Origin of the sequence: Bombella dulcis (assembly GCF_026385505.1) — a bacterium.
GTDB lineage: Bacteria > Pseudomonadota > Alphaproteobacteria > Acetobacterales > Acetobacteraceae > Bombella > Bombella dulcis.
In genome coordinates, this window is sequence record NZ_JANIDV010000005.1 from 99889 (window position 1) to 122080 (window position 22192).

Here is a 22192-nt window from a genome sequence, read left to right on the forward strand (position 1 = left end):
ATCTGTCCTGATCTGGTCCCTTCTTGTGATGCGGGGCAGATCAGGGCAGGATGGGCCTCATGATGATCTCTGTTCTGACAATCATTCTGCTCATTTTCCTGAATGGCATCTTCGCCACGGGAGAACTGGCTCTCATTTCCGCCAAACGTGCCCGGCTGGCCAATCTGGCACAGAAGAAGGTTGCCGGGGCGGAGCGTGCGCTGAAGCTCGCCGAAAATCCCCAGAATTTTCTGCCGACCGTACAGATCGGCATGACACTTGTGTCCATTCTGGAAGGTGCCTTCGGGGGCAGCCAGATTGAAGAGACTGTCCGGCATTTCATAGAGCACTGGTCCGTTCTCCAGCCTTTTGCTGGTGAGCTGTCCATCATCGTCGTCGTGGCTCTGATCACCTTTGCCATGCTGGTTTTTGGTGAGCTTGTTCCCAAGCAGATCGCCTTGCGGCGGCCGGAAACCATTGCCATCAAGCTGTCTTCGGCCCTGCTGATGCTGGCCTGGTGTACGAGGCCGGTCGTCTGGCTGCTCAGCCGGACGTCAGACCTTGTCCTGCGCCTGATCGGCATTGGTTCCCTGCCCCGTGCAACCGTGACGGAGGAGGAGCTGAAGGCGGTCCTCCAGGAAGGAATGCAGGCTGGCATTCTGGAGACGGAAGAGCGGGCGATCATTGAACGTCTCCTGCGTCTGGCGGACCGGCCTGTCCGGGCCATCATGACACCCCGGAATGAACTGTTCTGGATTGACCGCAATGCGGATGAGGAAACGCTGGCGAGAAAGCTGCGTCAGTCTTCCTATGGGCGCATTGTCGTCTGTGATGGGGACGTGGATCATCCTGTCGGTGTCATGCTGGCCAAGGATGTCATGGACCGGCTTCTGCTGGGGCTTCCCCTGTCCGTTGATGCTGTGCTGCGGACCCCGCCTGCCATTCCGGACAGTCTGACCGCTCAGGGGATGATCGAGCGGCTCAAGGGCATTTCCCTAGGTATTGTTTTCGTTTTTGACGAATATGGTTCGTTCGAGGGGGTTGTGACGCCGTCTGACGTGTTCGAGGCCATCATCGGGGATGAGGCTCTGGACGTGTCGACCCAGCGGGGCAAAGAAGCCGACGGGAAGGAAGAATACATCCTTGATGGCACCATGCCTGTTGATGAGGTTTGTGCCCGTCTGGAAATTGCCGTCCCGCCGGAGGATGGTCGTTATCATACGCTGGGTGGTGCCCTGATGGCTCTTCTGCGTCGTGTGCCTGCCAAGGGGGACAAGGTCGTTTTTTCCGGCTGGCTGTTTGAAGTGCTGGAGATGGAACGCCGCCGTGTCCTGCGGGTGCGTGTCAGCCGATGGGCACTGGCCAAGAACTGACCATCTGGCCTTCTTTTCGGGCAAGGCGGACTGTTAAATCTGAATAAAGAGACAGTAGATTTTGTGTAAACGGATAGTGGAATTTATGAGGTCTCAATAGTCCATTTGGTGCCTTCATAAGAAAATTCCCAATAACCTTCTCCTGAAGGGGAATATCCGTCAAAAAAACGTGACGTGAGTCTTGGCCTTTTCTAGTGAGGCCGATATAAACCAGGACGCCACCTTCCCTGGATCGTGTCGTGGTGGAACGGTGAGGTGGAGGAGGCTCTGTGAGAAGGAGTTGCGCATGATAACGCTTTCACCTGATTATCGCCCTTCCAAAGATGAAGAATTCATGAATGAGCAGCAGCTCGCCTATTTCCGTCAGAAACTGCTGCTATGGCGGATGGATCTTCTCAAGGAGGCCGGGGAAACGCTGGCCAGTCTTTCTGAAGGTGGTATCCATGAAGCTGATCTGGCCGACCGTGCCACGGTGGAAACGGACCGAGCCTTTGAACTCAGGACCCGTGACCGTGCCCGCAAGCTGATCATCAAGATCGACATGGCTCTGGCTCGGATTGAGGACGGGTCATACGGTTACTGTGAGGAAACAGGCGAGCCGATCGGCCTTCAGCGGCTGGAGGCCCGCCCCATTGCCACCCTGTCACTTGAGGCGCAGGAGCGGCATGAGCGGCATGAAAAGATTTATCGGGACGACTGATTAGGGGTTGCATGGCGGGGATGAACAGGCTAGTTAACCCGCCATAGGACAGCAACGCTGCTGTAGCTCAGTGGTAGAGCACTCCCTTGGTAAGGGAGAGGTCGCGAGTTCAATCCTCGCCAGCAGCACCATCCTTTCCCGGCTTCCAGTCATTTCTCTGTTGAGGCGGCAGGCTGTTCCGGATATTTCCTGAAAAATAGATCATGTTCCGGTGCTGGGGATGTAGTACCTCTGGCCTCTGTTCCGTTATTTTTTTCATTTCATGACGAGGCATGTTCATTATGGCTGATGTGGTGGTCCTTTATGGAATCAAGACCTGCTCTACAGTAAAGAAAGCCCTGAAGTGGCTGGAAGACCAGGGTATTACGGTCCATTACCATGATGTGCGCAAAGATGGTCTGACGGCTGCTCTGCTGGAGATATGGAGTGGGGTCGTGGGCTGGGAGAAGCTTCTCAACCGGTCCAGCCTGACATTCCGTCGCCTGGATGACGCTGAAAAGCAGGACATGACAGAGGCGAAGGCTCTGGCCTTGATGCTGGAGCATCCAACCCTGGTGCGTCGCCCTGTTCTTGAGGCAGGAAAGACGGTGATTGTTGGATTCCAGCTAAAGAAGTATGAGGGTTTGCTTATTTAGGGAGAGTCTAATGGGGACGTAGTGAGAGGTGACGGCTCTTTGTGTTTTTTGTGAACGTTAACGTGAAGAAAAAGGAAGTATGTTTTTCGGTATATGGTTAGACACTTACAAATAAAATGTCATATTTTTATTAGGGCAGAGATTGCTGGAATGCTGAATATATAATTCTATAAGATAGAAATTGTTTTGTATTGAACGATGGGCCTGTATATTTTTTGAAGCTTTTGAGAGAGCTCCTTGGTTGAAGGCAGACCCTCTCGTTTTTCGTTTAATGGGACTGGAAAGGGCTAGTTACCGAGGTAGGAAGTCTGCTGCAGAATGAAGCGGGAAGAATTCTTCCAAAATTGGAACTAAATTCCGCAGGTGTTGAACAGAGCTCGGTGATAGTAACAAGAGGGTACGTCGCAAATCAACGGGGTGTAGATAAGGATGTCCAAGTAGCCATGTAAATAATCCCTTGATACTTAATCCATTAGGCTCATCGACTGGAGGAAGAGGGGTAAATAAGAAGGGAAATGGCATATTCGCGGGCACTATTTCTAAAGGGGTATGATTGTAACCAGTTTCTTGAGGAAGGTATATGATCTTTTCTTGAGAATCGAAACTAATTCGAAGGCTACTTATTCCGAAGGGGCAAGGGACGTCGCCGAGTGTAAAAGGTGACATATCTTGTAAGCAGAGGGAGAGAATAGATGGTACCTTTTTTTGCCACAAACCGATAAGTGGCTCTTGATGGCTCGGCGGGTCGTCTTTCAAAAGGCGCCCCTCAGCAGAACGAAGTAAAACTACATATTCTGGTTCGTATTCGGCTGAAAAATGTTCGTTCAATAATAGCGTATTACGGAATGAAGGGGGAATCCGTTCATAATGGAATGTATCATGCTGGACATGGTTAGCGAGAGCTTGATCAATATTCCATTGATCAGCAGAGCATTGTGATTGTGCATAATGGTTCTTAGCTAGATGAAGTAAGCGTGCGAGGCCCGTTTTTAAAGCGCTTTCTCGTATTTGGTTGGCTAGTGGGCGCATGGTTTCAAGCTGACGGTGAGGTACAGGGGCTAGCTCTTCATTCCTATCATAATAGGCATGCATAAAAGGGGGAAGTTCACCATCGTGGGCTTGGGCACAAATGTAATGCTGAATGCATCCGCCTTCCCATAATATTGGAGTTGATACGTATTCGTAGAGTGAACCGTCGAGTCGAATGATTTGATCTATCGGTTGGTCTAGTGTGAACGCATTGTTAAGGGTTAGCGGTTCCGGGATAGCGTCAAGACGAGTGAGAAGGCGGACAAACTGATGATCGGCATACGTAGGAGGGGCATGCCAAAGGTGATTGGGTATTATGTGACCGGGTGGCGTAGCAAGATGCCCCGCGGTCCCGTGAATTCGCCAATGTATTGCTATAGCGGTCGTATCGGTTGTAGCGTTACGGACTAAGTCACTCAGATTATGGTCGGGTTTGAGGTATTCATCTGCATCTAAGATTAGAATCCAATTTTCTATTGATGGCTTTTGGTTGTCTACGATGTCGGTGGTCGGAGTGATTTTTTGTGTAACCTGATGTAGCTGATCTATAGCGCACCGGGTCAGTTCTAATCGGCGCGCCTCTGCAGAAAGTTCGTTTGGAAGTTCTACTGGACACCATGAGACAGGCCAGTTTGGACTGAGGCTTTGAGCGATCTGTCTGCCTCCGTCGCAGACTCCAGCATCAATGATGGTGATATGTTCCATACCCAGAGAAAGATGCCATGCTAGCCATCCCATGAGGTGACGGTCGGCCTGATTGACGAGAACAGCACAGGTAAAACGTGGGCATTTAGCGGACATATATGTAGACCATATTGTTCTGAATGGTTGGGTTGGAGCTGACACGCATGTCAAGCTGGATGGGGCGGGCACCGGCGGCCAGAATGTGGCTGGCAACAGGGTTGACGAGGTCTTTTGTCAGACTCTGGAGGGATTTCGTCTCGGCCTCCGGCGTCTCCTGCATGGGAGCCATGCCCTGAACGATGAACAGGATGTTGCGCTTGCGGCTCAGTGCCAGTTTCGTGGCTTTTTCCACCTGCGGGCCGTAGTCGTCCTCCGGTGTGCCACCGGCAATCTGAAGGAAGGCGGGCCTGCCGGGAGGCGTGGCGGGTAGAGCAGGAGCGGCCACCTTCGGCGGCCTGCCGGCCTGGGGGTCGAAGGTGCGCTGGTCAATGGGATTGCAGCCACAGAGGGACGCCGCCAGCACTGCCAGAGCGGCAGAGCGGACTCGCAAAACGGAGCGGTGGACAGAGAGAGCCATCATAAAACAATTAGTTACAGGAAGCGGGGCATGACGCAAGAGGGAAGCAGGCCTGCTTCAAAAACTTCATTTTCCCCCTGTTGCTCTGTCGCAGTGGTGCTATGGATAAAAGAGTCCTTTAGCTACCAATATGGAGGAAGCGACCAATGGCCGTTAAAATTGCAATCAACGGGTTCGGACGTATCGGGCGTCTGGTTCTTCGTGGCATCATCGAAAGCGGACGCACTGACGTCGAGCCGGTTCTGATCAACGATCTCGGTTCCGTGGAGGCCAACGCTCACCTTCTGAAATATGACACCGTCCATGGTCGCCTGCCGGCTGAGGTTGAGGTCGTCAATGGTGACCTGCTCATCAAGACCCATCAGGGCCGCACGATCGGTCCGATCAAGGTGACAGCCCACCGCAACCCGGAAGAGATTCCGCTTCAGGGCGTTGATGTGGCCATGGAGTGCACAGGCCTCTTCACGGCCCGTGACAAGGCTTCCGCCCTGCTGAAGGCTGGCGCCAAGCATGTGCTGGTCTCCGCTCCGGGCAAGGATGCTGACGCCACGATCGTGTACGGTGTGAACAACGATGCCCTGAAGCCGGGCATGCAGATTGTTTCCAACGCTTCCTGCACGACCAACTGCCTTTCCCCGGTTGCTTCCGTTCTGGACGAGACATTCGGCATCGAGCGTGGTTACATGGTGACCGTTCACTCCTACACGGGTGACCAGCGCACCATCGACACGCTGCACAAGGACCCCCGTCGTGCCCGTGCCGCTGCCGTCAACATTATCCCGACCTCCACGGGTGCTGCCCGTGCTGTTGGTCTGGTTCTGCCGCACCTCAAGGGCAAGCTGGACGGTACGGCCATCCGTGTGCCGACACCGAACGTCTCCCTCGTGTCCCTGGACTTCGTGCCGAAGCGCAAGCCGTCTTCCGTCGAGGAAGTCAACGAGGCCATCCGTGAAGCTTCCGAAGGCCGCCTGAAGGGCATCCTCGGCTACAACACGGAGCCGCTGGTGAGCCACGACTTCAATCACGTTCCGTTCTCCTCCACCTTCGATGCCACGCAGACAGCACTGGTTGACGGTGGTGAGCTGGTCCGTATCTGCGCATGGTACGACAATGAGTGGGGCTTCTCCAACCGCATGTCTGACACGGCTTCTCTGTTCGGGAAACTCTGATCATGGCTTTTCGCACGCTTGATAAGGCGGAGGTACGTGGCAAACGCGTACTTCTCCGCGTTGACCTGAATGTTCCCATGCATGAGGGTGCCATTACCGATACGACCCGTATCGAGCGTGTGCTGCCGACCATCCGTGAGCTGACTGAGAAGGGGGCCAAGGTCATCCTTCTCAGCCACTTCGACCGCCCCAAGGGCAAGGTCGTTCCTGAGATGTCGCTGGCACCGGTTGGCAAACGTCTGGGTGAGCTTCTGGGCCGCCCGGTTGCTTTCGCTGCGGACTGCGTAGGCCCCAAGGCCAAGGAAGCCGTGGATGCGCTGAAGGACGGCGGTGTTCTCCTGCTGGAAAACACCCGCTTCCACGCTGAGGAAGAGAAGAACGATCCCGAGTTCTCCAAGGCCTTGGCTGCCAACGGGGACATCTATGTGGATGATGCCTTTTCTGCCGCTCACCGTGCCCATGCCTCCACGGAAGGCGTGGCCCATCTGCTGCCCGCCTATGCTGGCCGCCTGATGGAAGCCGAGCTGAAGGCCCTTTCCGCTGCTCTGGAAAGCCCGAAGCGTCCTGTTGGTGCCGTGATCGGCGGGTCCAAGATTTCCACAAAGCTGGACCTGATCGGCAACGTGCTGGACAGGGTGGACGTTCTGTTCATCGGTGGAGCCATGGCCAATACCTTCCTCGCTGCTGAGGGCGTGAAGGTTGGCAAGTCCCTCCAGGAAGCCGACATGCACGAGACGGCTCGCAAGATTGCTGCTCATGCCAAAGAAAAGGGCTGCAAGCTGGTTCTCCCGGTTGATGCCGTCGTGGCTCGTGAGTTCAAGGCTGGTGCCGCTTCCGAGGTCGTGCCGGTGGACAAGGTGCCGGAAGACACCATGATCCTCGATGCTGGGCCGAAGACGGCCGAGCTGATCTCCAGGCATCTCGCTGATCTGAAGACACTGGTCTGGAATGGTCCGCTGGGTGCTTTCGAGATCGCTCCGTTCGACAAGGCGACTGTGGATGTGGCCCGTGCCGCTGCCAGGCTGACCGAAGAGGGCAAGCTGCTGACAGTGGCTGGCGGTGGTGACACCGTTTCCGCTCTGCGTCACGCTGGCGTGGCCGACCGTATGAGCTACGTCTCCACGGCTGGCGGTGCGTTCCTTGAATGGCTGGAAGGTAAGACCCTTCCGGGTGTTGAGGTGCTGCGCGCCAAGTAAGATCAGTCTGAACTGATTTTCATGGGAAAGGCGGCTACTCTACGGAGTGCCGCCTTTTTCTGTATCTGCTGGTCAGGTCAGTTCTGAAAAGTGCTAGGCATGAAAAAACGCAGCAGGAATTTTCCTGACTGCGTTTCCCTGATGATGAAGCTGTGGAAAAGACGGGCTGTTATTCCTCGTCTTCCGTGAAACCCTGCTCCCTGCGGCGTTCCTTGACGGCGGAAGCCATAGCCTTCTGCAATTTCTCCATGGCCCGGGCTTCAATCTGGCGGATACGCTCACGGGATACGCCATGATGATGAGACAGCTCTTCCAGCGTGGAAGGGTCTTCTTTCAAGCGGCGTTCCGTCAGGATGTGACGCTCACGTTCATTGAGAGTCTGCATGGCCTCGGCGAGCAGGGCCTTGCGGCCACTCATGTCTTCGCTCTCGGCCAGCGTGTCTTCCTGATTTTCGTTCTGGTCCACCAGCCAGTCCTGCCATTCCTGCTCACCATCCACACGGAGCGGGGCGTTCAGGCTGTGATCCGGTGCCGTGAGGCGGCGGTTCATGGAGATGACGTCCTGTTCCGGCACGCCGAGCGTTTTGGCGATGTGGTCGATCTGTTCCGGCTGGAGGTCGCCTTCCTCGTACGCCTGCATCTGGCCCTTGAGGCGGCGGAGATTGAAGAAGAGTTTCTTCTGGGCAGCCGTCGTGCCCATCTTCACCAGAGACCAGCTATGGAGGATGTACTCCTGAATGGCCGCACGGATCCACCACATGGCATAGGTGGCCAGACGGAAGCCACGCTCCGGGTCAAAGCGGCGGACAGCCTGCATCATGCCGATATTGCCTTCACTGATCAGCTCGCTGACGGGAAGGCCGTAGCCCCGGTAGCTCATGGCGATCTTGGCAACGAGACGAAGATGGGATGTCACCAGCTCGTGGGCGGCACTGCTGTCATGCTTGTCCCGCCAGCGGCGGGCGAGAGCAAGTTCCTGCTCGGAGGTAAGAAGGGGGAACCGGCGGATTTCCTGAAGATACCGGGACAGGTTGGTCTCCGGGCCGATGGCGGGAAGAGTTGAGGGAGACTTCATGCGACTTCGACTCCTTGCACCCAGCTGGTGAAGAGGCGGGTAAACCAGACCAGCCCATCCACCACAGGAACGATGAGACCAGCCCGTGCAGTTTATAGCCGGTCTGCTGTTGTCTCCACCGCAAATAAGACAATGGAGGCATGTTCCCGTTCATTATAGGACGCTTTTTGTCCTATAAGTCTCTAATTGATTCTTTCGGGAAGTCAAACTTAATAAAAAGTTAGATGGACTGCTCTCCCGAGAGGGCGTTCATGAGCGTCTGGAAGTCTTCCGGGAGGGGGGCCTCGAAGCGGAGGAATTCCTCCGTTCTGGGGTGGATGAAACCCAGCGTGGCGGCATGGAGAGCCTGCCTGGGGAAGTCGAGGGCCTGGTGGCGCACATCTACAGGCAGCTTGCGGGCAGCAGCCGGAACACGACGCAGATAGACCGGGTCGCCCAGTAGGGGGTGCCCATTATGGGAGAGATGGACACGGATCTGATGGGTCCGCCCGGTTGCCAGCCGGCATTCCACAAGGGATACGCCAGCATGGAAGGTCTCTTTCGTGGTGAACCGTGTCAGGGCGTGTTTGCCGCCCTGGGAAACAACAGCCATGCGCTTGCGGTCCTTTCTGTCACGACCAATGGCCCCTTCAAATTCACCTGAAGGAGGCAGAAGCCCCCATGCCAGAGCGAGATAGGCCCGCTCCATCGTGCGGTTGGCAAAGGCCTCGGAAAGGGCCTCATGGGCAAGGGGAGTCTTGGCCACGACCATCACGCCGGATGTGTCCTTGTCCAGCCGGTGGACGATGCCGGGGCGTTTCTCTCCGCCGATGCCTTCAAAGTCCGGCCCGCAATGGCCCAGCAGGGCGTTGACGAGTGTGCCCGTCTCATTGCCGGGGGCAGGATGGACGACCAGTCCGGCTGGCTTGTCCAGCACGATGAGGTCCCTGTCTTCAAAGAGAATGTCCAGCGGGATGCTTTCGGCCTGTGGGCGGGCAGGTTCCGGTGGGGGCAGACGCAGTTCCAGCCGCATTCCTTCACGCAGGGCGAAGGCAGGGTCTCGCCGGGGTGTGCCGTTGCAGGTAAGGTGGCCCGTCTCAATCAGGGCTTTGACACGGGAGCGGGACAGGGTACCGATGGCATCGGCCAGCATACGGTCGGCCCGCTGCCCTGTCTGCTCGTGCGTGATGGTGAAAGAGAAGAGTGCGGGTGCATCCGCCGGGAGAGAATCGGAAATGAGTGAGTCGGACATGTCCCCCAATCTAGTCGAGCCTGGGCAAAACAGCGAGTCGAACCCCCCCCGTACGCCCAAGGCTCTGGTGGCGGCGGTCATCATCATGGGGGTGATGATCATTCTGGGGACGGTCCTGCTGGTAGGAATCATCATTCACCGGATGATGAACCATTCTGCGGCGTCTTCAGCTCCGGTGCCTTCTCCGGCGATACAGGCAGCCGCGGGAGCATCATCACTGGCCGGACCGGCCCTGTTGAAGCTGCCCCGGCATGAGGATGAGCAGGTCATGGCCGTGACGGCCCGACCGGACGGAATGCTGGCCGTGACGCTCAGGGATGACCAGGGCAATGCCCGAATTCTGCTCTGGCAGCCGGAGCAGGCCCGCCTGGTGGCAGAGCTGACACTGGCTGGCCCTGCCGGACATTAGGCAGAGCTGTCAGATTTTTTCTGGAAGATCAGCCGGACATTCCCGGAGGATGGCGGACATAAGGCCGGGAAAACGCTCTTCCAGAACATCCAGGCGGAGCGTGTTGCGGTGCTGCACGCCTTCCACCCGTGTCTGGAGGATTCCGGCTTCCCGCAGCACCTGAAAATGATGCGACATGCTGGATTTCGGCCGTCCCCGCAGGAGGGTCGTGCAGTTGGCCTCTCCCAGACTGTGCAGGTGGTAGATGATCCCCAGACGCACGGGGTCCGCTACGGCCCGCAACAGGGGCAGGAGGGTGATCTCTTCCGGGGCGGGGTGATGATACAGCGCAGCCATGAGGGTGTGTATCCGGAGTTGGGGGGCATTTTGTCAAGGTTTCATTGTTCCATGTTGATGGAACAATAAGAACATGTTAGCCCTTGATGAAGAGGGGTGGTGCCGTTCGGCATCATCGGCCCCTGTCATCATCATGGCCATGTTTTTGAGGAGAAAACCATGCCAACACTCTTTGACCCCATTTCTTTCGGGTCCATCAAGGCCGCCAGCCGCATCGTCATGGCTCCGCTCACACGGGCACGGGCGGGCAAGGATGCCGTCCCAACGCCGCTCATGGCGGAATATTACGGCCAGCGGGCCAGTGCCGGGCTGATCATTTCCGAGGCTGTGGGCATTTCCCGTCAGGGGCTGGGCTGGGCCTATGCCACGGGCATCTGGAATGATGAGCAGGTGAAGGGCTGGAAGGCCGTTACCGATGTCGTGCATGAAAAAGGCGGCAAAATTGTCTGCCAGCTCTGGCATATGGGGCGGATGGTGCATTCTTCCGTTACGGGAGAGCAGCCGGTGGCACCGTCTCCCTCAACGGCACCGGGGCACATTCATACCTATGAGGGCAAGGCCTCCTATGAGGAAGCCCGTGCGCTGCGTCTGGATGAAATTCCGGGGGTTGTGGAGAGCTATGTCAAGGCGGCCCGCAATGCGATGAAGGCCGGTTTTGATGGCGTGCAGATTCATTCCGCCAATGGCTATCTGCTGGATGAATTCCTGCGGGATGGCACCAATCACCGGGCGGATGCGTATGGCGGATCCGTTGAGAACCGTCTGCGTCTGCTGCGTGAGGTGACGGAAGCTGTCATCGGGGAAGTGGGAGCCGAGCATGTCGGTGTCCGTTTCTCTCCCAATGGGGAAGTGCAGGGCACGGTGGACAGCAACCCGGAGGCTGTTTTCATCCCGGCGGCAAAGATGCTGAATGACCTCGGTGTGGCATGGCTGGAGCTGCGTGAGGCCAGCCCTGCCAGCACCTATGGCGTGGCGACTGAACAGCCCAAACTGTCCCCGGAAATCCGCAAGGTCTTTACCCGTCCGCTGGTGCTGAATCAGGAATATACACGGGACGAGGCCCTGAAGGCCGTAGCGGAAGGCAGGGCCGATGCCATCAGCTTTGGGCGTCTGTATATTTCCAATCCTGACCTTGTACGCCGCCTGAAGGATGATCTGCCGTTTCAGGAAGATGATATGGAAACACGCTATGGCCCGATTGGAGCAAAAGGCTATACGGATTATCCGTTTGCCAGATAAAAACAGGCGATAATGCCCGATGGCGGGGTGGTGACTGGTGTTCCCGGTCCCACCCCGTTTTCATGAGAGGGTCAGTCCAGCGGGCGGGTCAGTTCGTACAGGGCCACGGCGGAGGCATTGGAGACGTTCAGGCTTTCCATCGGGCCGGACATGTAGATGGAGGCGATTTCATCGCAGGTTTCCCGTGTCAGGCGGCGCAGACCCGCTCCTTCGGCTCCCAGAACCAGAGCGACCCGGCGTTCCCCAAGCTGGTTGCGGTTCAGTCTTGTGCCGCCTGCATCCAGCCCCACGACCCAGAACCCGGCCTTCTGAAGCCCCTGCAACGCACGGGAAATATTGGTTTCCCGGATAATGGGCACGACATCCAGCCCGCCGGAAGCGGCCTTGGCCATGGTGCCGGTTTCATCGGGGGTGTGACGGTCCTGCACCAGAAGGGCGGCGGCCCCGAAAGCGGCGGCAGAGCGCAGGATGGCCCCGATATTGCGGGGGTCCGTTACCTGATCCAGCACCAGAATGGGGCCGGGGCGGTCGATGACATCCACAAGGGCAGGATTATCCAGCGGTTCGACATTCAGGCAGACGCCCTGATGCACGGCATCTTTCCCGCAGAGGGCATCCAGCTCTTCCCGGCTGACAATGCGGGGTTGGTGTGCCGTATCGGGCAGGGAGTCTGCCGCCTCTTTCGTGGCCAGAAGGCTGTAGATGACCCGTGCCGGATTCAGGAGGGCGGCCTCCACGGCGTGCTGACCATATATCCAGTACCCCTTGCCGGTGGCGGGGGCTCCGTGTTTGGTCGTACTGCGACGGGAGCGGTTGCGGGAGAGATTCTGTGTCTCGGGCAGGGCCACACGGCGGGAGGATGTTTTTCTAGCCATAATCCTTTGTATAATCTTTCCTGATCGCATTGACATAGTAGGAAATGCATATTATCACACGCTCATCCTGAGTTCGGAGGGGTGCCCGAGTGGCTAAAGGGGGCGGACTGTAAATCCGCTGGCGTACGCCTACGTTGGTTCGAATCCAACCCCCTCCACCATGCATGCTTGAAGACCATAGAGTTCCCTTATGCCAAGGAGCAGTCCTCGTTTTATCGGGCTCTTGAGATTGGTTTAGTAGAGATATTGTGCCGACTGCTTGATGTTCGGGCGAGGTGGCTGGCTCTTTCCGGCGTCTTGTGTGTCGTTTGCTTTTTTGTGTAGATTATAAGAAGTGCCAGGGGATTCCTCGTCACTTCGCGTATCATTAGAGTAAGAGTTGCTTTTCTTGTTTTAACGGCGGAAGCTTGCCGAATCTAACTTTCGCATTTTTGTTTTGGCAGAGTTTATAGAGACGCCTTTTCGAAAATCTGTTGGGTGTAAGCCCTATATTCGATACGATGGATGGAGCGGTCTGATCATTTGTGAATCGAAGCCAAGGGATGGTTCCGGATGAAAAAGTTCGGGCCATCCTGCCGGGAAATGGCATCTGGGAGTGAATGGGGAATATGGCCGTGAAACGTCTGGTGTTGTGTGCCGTCATGGCATTGGCTCTGTCCGGGGTGGCGCGGGCTGAGGAAGCGACCTATCTGAGAAATGACAATGGGTCCTTCGCGATAGACCCGCATCAGGCTTATGAGTTTCTGCACAAGGCCTATTCCAGCAGGCGGATTGCCGACAATGCCTATGACGTGCTGATGAACAGGAGACGTGGCAACTGCTATGATGCCGTCATCCATCTTTTCAGGTATTTTGATGACGGGGCAGGCAATGTCGTGAAATACTGCTACAGGCCGGATCTTGCGGATGATCATGCCGTAACTGAGGAGCCACAGGGGCTTCGCTCTCCCTGAAGCGGGCCAATTTTGCCATAAAGCTTCGCTAGGGAACAGGCCGTCTGCCTGAGACCATGCTGGGTGGAGAATGGTTGCGTATCATGCTCCGTCCTTACAATGTAATGCGGGAACCTTGTTCATGAGACATCTTCTTTTTGTTGTCGCTGCGGTCGTTGCGTGGGGTGGTGTGGCCAGTGCCGATGAGCTGAGCCATATGCCGGAGACGAAGGGTACTCTCTCCCAGGCGTTGCATAGTGCAAAGATGGAAGCCCACCGGGGGCCGGAGCATCAGGAAGTCCGGACGGATGACATGAACCTGCGTCGTCTGGGCCTGTCAGATGAGACGGTCAGAAATGGCCTCTGGGCTGTTGCACATCGTCCCAAATCTCCCTGTGCCCAGTATATCCGGCAGCTGACAGCCGATGCGAAGGGAACCTCTGCAGCTCTTCTCCAGGGGGATCAGAGGCTTGTCACATATGTCGAGAATTCTGGCATCTGCGACCCGGTAAGGCGGTAGAAGTGAGGTCTCTGCAATGCAGTCGTGCAGTGATGGAGGGGAGACCCACTTGATCAGACCTGCCTGATGGTCCAGTGGTGTGCTGCGGTGGCTGCCCGGAGGGTGCGGCCACCCACTGGATCATGAACGGAAGGGAACATCGTGTCTGACAAGAAAGAACCGGCTGCAAATCCCGTGAAAGCAGTGCAGGACGTCATCAGGGACATGCCAGCGGATGAGCGTCACAAGGCGCACGAGCGTCATCACGAGCTTCTTGATGAAGTGTCCAGTGATGAATCCGAGAATGTGGCTGACTGAGTGTGGCCTGTCTGTCCAGTCCGGCCTCACGGGAGATTAAGGATATGATGATGCGGAAGAAGCAGCTGTGCATGGCGGGTCTGTGTCTGTTGATGGTGGGTGGCAGCCTGTGCGGGCCTGTCTCTTCAGCCTCGGCCCAGGCTCCTCTGGAAGTCGGGCAGGATGGCACGGTGACGACCAGCGGCGTGGCCGCCCTTGGCGTGTCTCCCAATGGCGGGCAGCGTCTGGGACAGATCGGCAAATGGCAGACGCTGGAGCTGGATCATACCCTGACAGCCCTTCTGGCTGATGGTGATGTCATGTTCTCCATATCTCCCCGCCGGGGTGGTGAGGTTTTCCTCATGTTTGTCATCAAGGGGCGGGAGATCGACACGTCAGACCTGTCGGTCCGTTTCTCCAGCGGGTATGAGGTGAAGAGCTTCCATTATACCGGGATCATCAACCGGGGCACGCAGTGGGGGTGCTATGTCTCCGAGGAGGAAGGCCGTGCCCTGTTCAATGCTCTTGCAGCGAGTGATTCCGTGAGCATGACATGGGCTGGCGGCACGGCACATGTCGATTATGACCGTGGTGAAGAGTTCGTCCATGAACTGACACAGACAGCCGAACGTGAAGGGATGCCTTTTCCGAAATGAGGTATCATTGCGGGGGAGAGGTGGTGCCTGCGCCTGCCTGTACCCCGCCATGAACATGCTGTTTCAGTGAAACGGCACCGGCCCGGACCTCACCGGGGGTGGTGATGTCACAGTTGGTCTCGATTCTGGTGCCGTTCAAGGTAATAATGTTTGGTATTATGGTACTTCTTCTTTCTTTTTGATTTGTTGGTTGTTGAAAAGTATCCCGATATAGACGTGGTTTTGTGTGGAGACGTACGGGAATAATACTGGTGAGATTGGCATAATATGATTTTTCTTGAAGTGTGGCTACATAAGAGTTGAACGGAGAGGGGCAGGGGGGGTGAGATGTGTGTTTTGTGCAGGTTCACGGGATGTTTCTGATGATATGTTGTTAATGGTAGGACTGTTATGTACGCTGCTTTGGATTGATTTTGTTTGAATGACATAATTGAATGTGATGGGAGCTGCAGAACGGCGTTGAAGAAGGCTCTAGAGATTTTACAGGCAAGGATGTAATACATTAATTATTTTAGAATGAAGATATTCTTGTACAGTTATTAGGATCCGCTTATCTTATTCCGTTGTCTGATATAAGCGTCAATATAATTATTGAGTAATTAATGGGTGAAAATTTCTTCAATAAGGTTTTATTTTGCATGGAATAGAAATTATGGGATTGGTCATTGGAAATGATATTAATATAATTTATAAAATTCTTTTGAAGAAGGAATATATTTTTCGATTTATCATAGAATGGTATTTGAATGATTATTTATTTTTTTATTGGCGTAACCCTATTTAAGATAGGGGTGTGAGTTGTGTTTATTCCGATCATTAATACTCTTAAAAAATATTGTTTATTCAAGTGACAATAATTTTTAATTAATATTAAATATGTAGAAGCAGATTCATAGGAGTTGATCCATGTGGGTTGCGATGCTTGGATTGACTTTATTCCGTCACTTGGACTGGAGTTAGGGAAGCCTGTTCCTGTCGATTTATTTCGATTGTGAATTATGAATACTTATTATATTTTTCTCAGAGCGTATGAATGGCAGCAAATATATAGGAGAGATGATTGGAAGAAAGATATGCGAAGTCTCCAGAACTGCTATGGTTGTTCGTTCGGAGACAAAGGGCATTAGATGTCATCTAATCCAGATAAAAGGTCACTTTTTAGAATTTTGAGGGGTTTGTGATGGTGCTTTGAAGGTTTCGTTGCCGTTCGTATGTAGCCTGTGAGGAATATGATACTGAGGTGTTGTTATGTTTGCGGGGATTGCCGGGTATTTGTATGTTTTAGCGTGTTAGGGTCCTCGGGAAGGGATTTTGATGCAGTGGCTTATTATGGCCTACTACAGATAGAAAGAGAGATTTATTTTCCTAAGTTACCTTTAATGGTGGGATGATGGTTGGTGGTTCTTAATGTTGGAGCAGCTTTGTCTAATTTATTGAGAGATACGTTCTCACTATGTGGATGACACTCTTCTTCCCTGAATACTGGCTGCAAAGCCATCTGCCCACGGGGTGGGAGAGAATTTTGCAGGCATGACGCTGCTGTAAGATATGTTAATCTTTCCACTCTGTTAGCGAAGGGTTGGGAGGCCGTCATGGCCAGAATGTCATCATCAGATCATCATGTCAGTCTCTTGGAAAGCCATAAGGCGGAGCAGCAGGGCATAATCCGTATAGAAGGCGCGCAGGAGCATAACCTGAAGGACGTCTCGTTGGAGGTCCCACGGGGCTGTTTGGTGGTGTTCACCGGCGTGTCCGGGTCGGGCAAGTCATCGCTGGCATTCGGGACGCTCTATGCAGAGGCGCAGAGGCGGTATCTGGAGACGGTCGCTCCTTATGCACGGCGGCTGTTCCATCAGCTGCCACCACCGAAAATCAGCAGCATTGAAGGTCTGCCGCCCGTCATTGCGCTTCAGCAGCAGGCGGGAACGAGCAGCCGCTCGTCCGTGGGGAGTGTAACCACTCTCTCCAATCTGCTGCGGATGCTTTATTCCCGTGCAGGAACCTATCCAGCCGGTGCGACCATGCTGGAGAGTGACGACTTTTCCGCCAACACGCCGCAGGGGGCCTGCCCACGCTGTCAGGGTACAGGCTGGCTCTATGATGTCGTGGAAGAAAAAATGGTGCCTGACCAGAGCCTGACCCTGCGGGAAAAAGCCGTGGCGGCGTGGCCCGGTGCGTGGCAGGGGCAGAACCTGCGGGACATTCTTCTGATGCGTGGGGTCGATCTGGATACACCCTGGAAGGACCTGCCCAGAGAAACCCGGGACTGGATTCTGTACACGGACGAAACCCCGACAGAGCCGATCTACCGGGGGCTGAATTACGCCGAGAGTCAGGCGGCCATGAAGCGGGGGGAACCGGCGACCTATCAGGGTACCTTTGCCAGCGCACGCCGCCATGTGATGCAGAGTTTTCATGGCTCCAAAAGTGCGAAGATGCGTGCCCGTGCGGCGACCTTCATGCAGGCGACACGCTGCCCGGTCTGTCACGGTGCCCGCCTGAAACCCGAAGCTCTGGCCGTGCGTTTTGCAGGGCAGGACATTGCCACTCTCTCCCATCTGCCTCTGGAACAGCTTCATGCCGTGCTGAAGGACCAGCTGGCAGGGGAGCGACGGGTTGATGCGCAGGGGCGTGTGATTGAGGAAATCGGTACGGCCCTGCTCCGGCGGCTGGAGATTCTGCTGGAACTGGGGCTGGGCTATCTCCAGACGGACCGGACCGTGGACAGCCTGTCTCCCGGCGAATATCAGCGGCTCCGGCTGGGGACGCAGGTCCATTCTGCCCTGTTCGGTGTGGCCTATGTGCTGGATGAGCCTGCTGCGGGTCTCCATCCGGCGGATATTGAAGCCCTCCTGAACGTGCTGGGGCGTCTGCCCAAAGCTGGCAATTCCCTGCTGGTCGTGGAGCATGATCCCGTCGTCATGCGGCGGGCGGACTGGCTGGTGGATATTGGCCCCGGAGCGGGCAGTCATGGCGGGCAGGTGCTCTATAGTGGCCCGCCGGAAGGGTTGAAGCACGTGGAGGCGTCCCGTACACGGCCCTATCTTTTTGCGCCGCCGCCGCTGGAGCGTGGGCCTGGACGGCAGGTGGAGCGGTGGCTCCAGATAGACGGCATTACATGGCGGAACATGGCGGATCTGTCCCTGAGGCTGCCGCTGGGTGTGCTGGTGAGCGTGACGGGTGTGTCAGGCTCGGGCAAGTCCAGCCTGATCAGTCAGGCTCTGGTAAGTCTGGTGGGGCGTGCTCTGGGGCAGAAGATTGAGGAAGCGGATGAGCCGCAGGATGATGCGGACACGACACCTTTAGCCGGTGAGGCCGTGGAGACCCAGCCGGAAGGGCATGTCGTGGCAGGGCTGGAGCATGTGCGCCGTCTGTCCATCATCACGCAGAAGCCCATCGGGCGGACGTCACGTTCCAATCTGGCTACCTATACGGGGATTTTTGACCAGATACGCAAACTCTTTGCCGCAACAGAGGCAGCCCGCAAGGCGAAGCTGGATGAAAGCTGCTTCAGCTTCAATGTGACCAGGGGGCGGTGTCCGCATTGCGAAGGGCTGGGGACGGTCTCGGTTGGGCTGCTCTTCATGCCCGGTGTGGAGGCTCCCTGTCCGGTCTGTCATGGGGCACGTTATAAGGATGAGGTGCTGGCCATCACGCTGCGGGAGAAAAACATCGCTGATGTGCTCGCCATGACGGTGGAGGAGGCCTGTACCTTCTTTGCAGGAGAAGGCGCACTGGCCCGTGGTCTGGAAACGCTGGAACAGTCCGGTCTGGGCTATCTTCGCCTTGGTCAGCCTGCGCCGGAACTTTCCGGTGGCGAGGCGCAGCGGCTCAAGCTGGCGACAGAGTTGCAGAAGCGGCGGCCAGCCCCCATGCTCTATGTTCTGGATGAACCAACGGCCGGTCTGCATCCTTCGGATACGGACAGGCTTCTGGGGCAGCTTCAGACGCTGGTGGAACAGGGACACAGCGTGGTTGTGACCGAACACAACATGCGTGTTGCCGCAGCGAGTGACTGGGTGATTGATATTGGCCCCGGCAGCGGGGAGAAAGGCGGGCAGATTGTCGCATCCGGCCTCCCGGAAGAGGTGGCCCGGAATTCCGCCAGCCGGACCGGCCCGTATCTGAAGGTAGTTCTGGCCGGGGAATGATGCCCCGCCCCACCGGCTGGAATGCCGGTGGGGCGGAACAGCCCTGAAAGATCAGTCTTCTTTCAGCGTGCTCATGTCGATGACGAAGCGGTAATAGGAGGCTCCTTTTTCCAGCTCGTCAAAGGCCTTGTTGATGTCCTGAATGGCAATGGTCTTCGTGTCCGGCAGGATGTTCTTGCGGGCGCAGAAATCCAGAAGCTCCTGCGTTTCACGGATGCCCCCGATCAGGGACCCGGCAATGCGGCGGCGGCCATAGACCAGCGGCAGGCTGGAGCTTTCCGGCAGGGGGCCGATCTGGCCGACCATGGCAATCGTACCATCTATGTCCAGCAGGGGGAGATAGGGGGTGATGTCATGTTTCACAGGGACGGTATCGATGATGAGGTCGAAACCGTTGGCAGCGTCCTGCATGGCCTTTTCATTGCTGGAGGCCAGAAGCTGGTCCGCTCCGAGGGCGAGGGCTTCCTGTTTCTTCCTGTCACTGCGGGAAATGACGGTGACTTCCGCCCCAAGGGCCACAGCCAGCTTCACGGCCATCTGGCCCAGCCCGCCAAGACCGATGACAGCCACCCGTTTGCCCGGTCCGGCCTGCCATGTACGGAGCGGTGACCATGTGGTGACACCGGCGCAGAGTAGAGGGGCCGCCTTGGAGATGTCCAGTCCTTCCGGCATTTTCAGGGCAAATTCCTGCCGGACGACCAGGTGCTTGGAGTAGCCGCCCATGTTGGGGGTCTTCTCGACGACATCAAAGCCGCCATAGGTGCCGTTCATGCCTTCACGGCAATATTGTTCTTCGCCCCTGCGGCACTGGTCGCATGTCTGGCAGCTGTCCACCATGCAGCCGACGGCAACGATGTCCCCGACCTTGTGGCGGGTGACATCCGGACCGGCCTCGATGACACGGCCCACGATCTCATGGCCCGGGATGGTGGGGTAGCATGTCTGGCCCCAGTCATTGCGTGCCCAGTGCAGGTCGGAATGACAGACACCACAATAGAGAATCTCCATCACCACATCGTTGGAGCGTGGGTTGCGGCGGTCAAAATGGAACGGGGCGAGGTCTTCTTCGGCGGAACTGCAGGCAAAGCCGATGGTGCGCATGGAATCATCCTTCTCTGAAAAAGTGGCAGGATATGAGCCTATGGCCTGTTCACCTTCTGTTCAATGATGGAGAGCTGATGGCAGCTCTGCTTCAGAACCAGACATCTTCATGCTGCTGTTTGTAGGCATCCACGCCCATGCGGCGGATGTAGCGGAGGTCTGCCTGTGGGGGGCGGCCGAAGGTCTTCCGGTAATCCCGGCTGAACTGGGAGGGGCTGTCATAGCCGACCTGAAATCCGGCACTGGCGGCCTTCATGTCCTCATGCACCATGAGGCGGCGTGCTTCCTGGAGGCGGAGCTTCGTGCGGTACTGGACAGGCGTCATGCCCGTCAGTTCGCCAAAACGTTTATAGAAGCTGGACTGGCCCATTCCGGCGATCTTCACCAGCGTCCCGATTTCGAACTGCTGCTGGAAATGGAGGCGCAGATGGCTGATGGCCCGGTTGATGCGGGAGAGATCACTCTTTCCATGTGCAGTTTCATGAAGAACATGGCCTTGCTGGCCATGAAGAAAGAGATAGAGAAGCTCCTTCTTGTAGAGACGGGCCAGAAATGTCTGGTCGCCCTCTCTGGCCAGCAGACTGACCAGACGAAGGAGGGCGTCCAGCAGGTCATCCGTGATCTGGCTGACGCCCATGGCGGATATAGGGGAACTGCTTTCTTCCCGGAAGGTCAGTTTCCGGGCCTGCGGACTGATGGCGGACTGGCTTTCCCGGAGGAGCTGTTCCATTTCCGCAGGGGAGAAGCTGAGGCAGAGGGCCAGATACGGCTTTTCTGCCGAGGCACGGGTGATCTGGCCGGAAACGGGAAGGTCCAGGGTGGAGATCAGATACTGGCCTTCACCATAAGGCAGGGGTTGGTCATGCAGATGGAGAATTTTCTGCCCCTGCACGACAATATAGATGCGGGGTTCGTAGACGACCAGAACGGGGTCCGTCACGGTTTCGGTACGGTAGAGGGTCAGGAAGTCAAAAGCCGTGTGCGTGACTTTTTCCGGACAATGGCGGCTGACGGCAGCCTGAAGGGCGGCAAGCTGGCTGCAGGACATGGCGTTGCCTCCCGGTTCCGGTCCTTCCTGACCTGACAGGTCACGGGGTGATGATAACCCGTTCGAGATGCTGCCGGTAGGCCGTTTTTATGGCGTCGATGTCCGGATTCTTCATCACGTCCGTTGCCAGGAAGGTGGGTAGGCGTTCCATGCCGAGAAAGGCATGTGCCCTGTAGAAGGGGAAGAGTACGGCATCAATGCCCCCGCCACCGAAGAACTGTTCCCTGTCCTCAAACGCTTCAAGCGGGGCGTTCCATGTGGTCGAGACCATGAAGCGTTTCCCCTGAAGCAGGCCGCCGGAGCCATAATGCCGTGAAGGATCATGCCGGCTGCGGCCATCGCTGCCGTAAAAAAGGCCATGCGCCTCTGTGAAGACCTCATCCATGTATTTCTTCAGGGGCCATGGAGTCCCCATCCACCAGCCGGGGAACTGATAGATGACAGTATCCGCTTTCTGGATGGCCCGAATCTCCTCGTCCACTGCATAGCCATCATCAATGGCTGTCTGGCTTACGGTCATGCCTGCCTCTTCAAGGCAGGTGGCGGCGAGACTCTGGAGGGTCCGATTCAGCCTTCCGGGGGAGTGGGCAAAGGGTTTTGCACCGTTGATGAGGTGAATGTGGGTCATGAAATATGTCTTCCGGAAAAGGTTTACAGAGGTATCCACTTCATTAACTAGAGGGGCTTCCGTCAAGAGAACAAGGAGAAATTATTCTATATTGTTTTTCATTGACATATTTTCCTATGAAAATAAACAAAATTTGAATAGAATAATTTATAATGTGGTTTTGTTTGGAAAAATCATAACGAACATTTCCATACAATTGGAGAGATTTACGTTAATTTATATGTTTCGGGTTAAGGTAATAGGGTAATTTTATATGAAATTTAAAGAAATATTCATTAGTTGAGAGATTGTTCAATGAGTTCTTATTTTATATTGGAGGTTATTATGGGGGAAATGAAACAGACTATATTCTCTGATGGGGAAGGAGGCAGGA

The 22192-nt window shown here is 55.9% G+C and carries 22 protein-coding genes and 2 tRNA genes; 14 read left to right on the forward strand and 10 right to left on the reverse strand.

From position 1 onward, the window contains the following. Positions 1-59: 59 nt before the first annotated feature. The 4 genes from NQF87_RS07880 to NQF87_RS07895 all read left to right on the forward strand — a co-directional run bounded on the left by NQF87_RS07880 (position 60) and on the right by NQF87_RS07895 (position 2687). Entirely contained in the window at positions 60-1352 is a 1293-nt protein-coding gene (locus NQF87_RS07880) for a hemolysin family protein (RefSeq protein ID WP_266127861.1), read from the forward strand. A gap of 286 nt (positions 1353-1638) precedes the next feature. Then, complete coding sequence (gene dksA / locus NQF87_RS07885) at positions 1639-2052, forward strand: RNA polymerase-binding protein DksA (RefSeq protein ID WP_266127862.1); 414 nt, start codon at positions 1639-1641, stop codon at positions 2050-2052. Between the two features lie 56 nt (positions 2053-2108). Beyond that, positions 2109-2183, forward strand: a tRNA-Thr gene (locus NQF87_RS07890). Between the two features lie 150 nt (positions 2184-2333). Then, on the forward strand, positions 2334-2687 hold the full coding sequence (locus NQF87_RS07895; RefSeq protein WP_266127863.1) for an arsenate reductase: 354 nt from the start codon (positions 2334-2336) through the stop codon (positions 2685-2687). A gap of 291 nt (positions 2688-2978) precedes the next feature. Here NQF87_RS07895 and NQF87_RS07900 read toward each other — a convergent pair whose 3' ends face one another. Both NQF87_RS07900 and NQF87_RS07905 read right to left on the reverse strand, forming a co-directional pair. Continuing rightward, positions 2979-4517, reverse strand: a complete 1539-nt coding sequence (locus NQF87_RS07900; RefSeq protein WP_323670723.1) for a glycosyltransferase family 2 protein — start codon at positions 4515-4517, stop codon at positions 2979-2981. Beyond that, positions 4507-4980: a hypothetical protein gene (locus tag NQF87_RS07905; protein WP_266127865.1), complete on the reverse strand. Its 474-nt coding sequence runs from the start codon at positions 4978-4980 to the stop codon at positions 4507-4509. The genes NQF87_RS07900 and NQF87_RS07905 overlap by 11 nt, the downstream gene beginning before the upstream one ends. 143 nt (positions 4981-5123) lie before the next feature. Here NQF87_RS07905 and gap point away from each other — a divergent pair, with 143 nt between their 5' ends. Both gap and NQF87_RS07915 read left to right on the forward strand, forming a co-directional pair. Next, complete coding sequence (gene gap, locus NQF87_RS07910; RefSeq protein WP_266127866.1) at positions 5124-6146, forward strand: type I glyceraldehyde-3-phosphate dehydrogenase; 1023 nt, start codon at positions 5124-5126, stop codon at positions 6144-6146. A gap of 2 nt (positions 6147-6148) precedes the next feature. After that, positions 6149-7342 (forward strand): phosphoglycerate kinase, encoded by a 1194-nt coding sequence (locus NQF87_RS07915; protein WP_266127867.1) that lies wholly within the window; start codon positions 6149-6151, stop codon positions 7340-7342. 169 nt (positions 7343-7511) lie between these two features. Here the strand turns inward: NQF87_RS07915 and rpoH are convergent, their stop codons facing one another. Both rpoH and NQF87_RS07925 read right to left on the reverse strand, forming a co-directional pair. Then, complete coding sequence (gene rpoH, locus NQF87_RS07920; protein ID WP_266127868.1) at positions 7512-8417, reverse strand: RNA polymerase sigma factor RpoH; 906 nt, start codon at positions 8415-8417, stop codon at positions 7512-7514. A 220-nt stretch (positions 8418-8637) separates the two neighbouring features. Then, positions 8638-9648 (reverse strand): RluA family pseudouridine synthase, encoded by a 1011-nt coding sequence (locus tag NQF87_RS07925; RefSeq protein WP_266127869.1) that lies wholly within the window; start codon positions 9646-9648, stop codon positions 8638-8640. Here NQF87_RS07925 and NQF87_RS07930 point away from each other — a divergent pair. Next, positions 9632-10057 carry a hypothetical protein gene (locus NQF87_RS07930; RefSeq protein ID WP_266127870.1) on the forward strand — a complete coding sequence of 142 codons (426 nt, stop codon included), beginning with the start codon at positions 9632-9634 and terminating at the stop codon, positions 10055-10057. The genes NQF87_RS07925 and NQF87_RS07930 overlap by 17 nt on opposite strands. 9 nt (positions 10058-10066) lie before the next feature. On the opposite strand, the gene NQF87_RS07935 is transcribed toward NQF87_RS07930, so the two are convergent. Further along, on the reverse strand, positions 10067-10393 hold the full coding sequence (locus NQF87_RS07935; protein ID WP_266127871.1) for an ArsR/SmtB family transcription factor: 327 nt from the start codon (positions 10391-10393) through the stop codon (positions 10067-10069). Between the two features lie 159 nt (positions 10394-10552). On the opposite strand from NQF87_RS07935, the gene NQF87_RS07940 reads away from it, so the two are divergent. After that, positions 10553-11632, forward strand: a complete 1080-nt coding sequence (locus NQF87_RS07940; protein ID WP_266127872.1) for an alkene reductase — start codon at positions 10553-10555, stop codon at positions 11630-11632. Positions 11633-11703: 71 nt separating this feature from the next. Here the strand turns inward: NQF87_RS07940 and rlmB are convergent, their stop codons facing one another. Beyond that, positions 11704-12507: a 23S rRNA (guanosine(2251)-2'-O)-methyltransferase RlmB gene (gene rlmB, locus NQF87_RS07945; protein WP_266127873.1), complete on the reverse strand. Its 804-nt coding sequence runs from the start codon at positions 12505-12507 to the stop codon at positions 11704-11706. Positions 12508-12582: 75 nt separating this feature from the next. On the opposite strand from rlmB, the gene NQF87_RS07950 reads away from it, so the two are divergent. The 5 genes from NQF87_RS07950 (at position 12583) to NQF87_RS07970 (ending at position 14891) form a co-directional block, all read left to right on the forward strand. After that, positions 12583-12668: transfer RNA gene (locus tag NQF87_RS07950), tRNA-Tyr, on the forward strand. 447 nt (positions 12669-13115) lie between these two features. Continuing rightward, positions 13116-13460 carry a hypothetical protein gene (locus tag NQF87_RS07955; RefSeq protein WP_266127874.1) on the forward strand — a complete coding sequence of 115 codons (345 nt, stop codon included), beginning with the start codon at positions 13116-13118 and terminating at the stop codon, positions 13458-13460. A 121-nt stretch (positions 13461-13581) separates the two neighbouring features. Then, on the forward strand, positions 13582-13959 hold the full coding sequence (locus NQF87_RS07960; protein ID WP_266127875.1) for a hypothetical protein: 378 nt from the start codon (positions 13582-13584) through the stop codon (positions 13957-13959). 141 nt (positions 13960-14100) lie between these two features. Then, complete coding sequence (locus tag NQF87_RS07965) at positions 14101-14256, forward strand: hypothetical protein (RefSeq protein ID WP_266127876.1); 156 nt, start codon at positions 14101-14103, stop codon at positions 14254-14256. A gap of 44 nt (positions 14257-14300) precedes the next feature. Then, entirely contained in the window at positions 14301-14891 is a 591-nt protein-coding gene (locus NQF87_RS07970; protein ID WP_266127877.1) for a hypothetical protein, read from the forward strand. Positions 14892-14895: 4 nt separating this feature from the next. On the opposite strand, the gene NQF87_RS07975 is transcribed toward NQF87_RS07970, so the two are convergent. Then, positions 14896-15030, reverse strand: coding sequence for a hypothetical protein (locus NQF87_RS07975; protein WP_266127878.1), 135 nt, complete (start codon positions 15028-15030; stop codon positions 14896-14898). Positions 15031-16492: 1462 nt separating this feature from the next. Here NQF87_RS07975 and NQF87_RS07980 point away from each other — a divergent pair. Continuing rightward, positions 16493-19042: an excinuclease ABC subunit UvrA gene (locus NQF87_RS07980; RefSeq protein WP_266127879.1), complete on the forward strand. Its 2550-nt coding sequence runs from the start codon at positions 16493-16495 to the stop codon at positions 19040-19042. 51 nt (positions 19043-19093) lie between these two features. Here the strand turns inward: NQF87_RS07980 and NQF87_RS07985 are convergent, their stop codons facing one another. The 3 genes from NQF87_RS07985 to NQF87_RS07995 form a co-directional block, all read right to left on the reverse strand. Continuing rightward, on the reverse strand, positions 19094-20143 hold the full coding sequence (locus NQF87_RS07985) for an NAD(P)-dependent alcohol dehydrogenase (RefSeq protein ID WP_266127880.1): 1050 nt from the start codon (positions 20141-20143) through the stop codon (positions 19094-19096). A 91-nt stretch (positions 20144-20234) separates the two neighbouring features. Next, the gene (locus NQF87_RS07990; RefSeq protein WP_266127881.1) at positions 20235-21191 is read right to left on the reverse strand and encodes an AraC family transcriptional regulator; all 957 of its coding nucleotides are present in this window, start codon (positions 21189-21191) and stop codon (positions 20235-20237) included. Between the two features lie 40 nt (positions 21192-21231). After that, entirely contained in the window at positions 21232-21819 is a 588-nt protein-coding gene (locus tag NQF87_RS07995) for an NAD(P)H-dependent oxidoreductase (RefSeq protein ID WP_266127882.1), read from the reverse strand. Between the last annotated feature and the right edge of the window lie 373 nt (positions 21820-22192).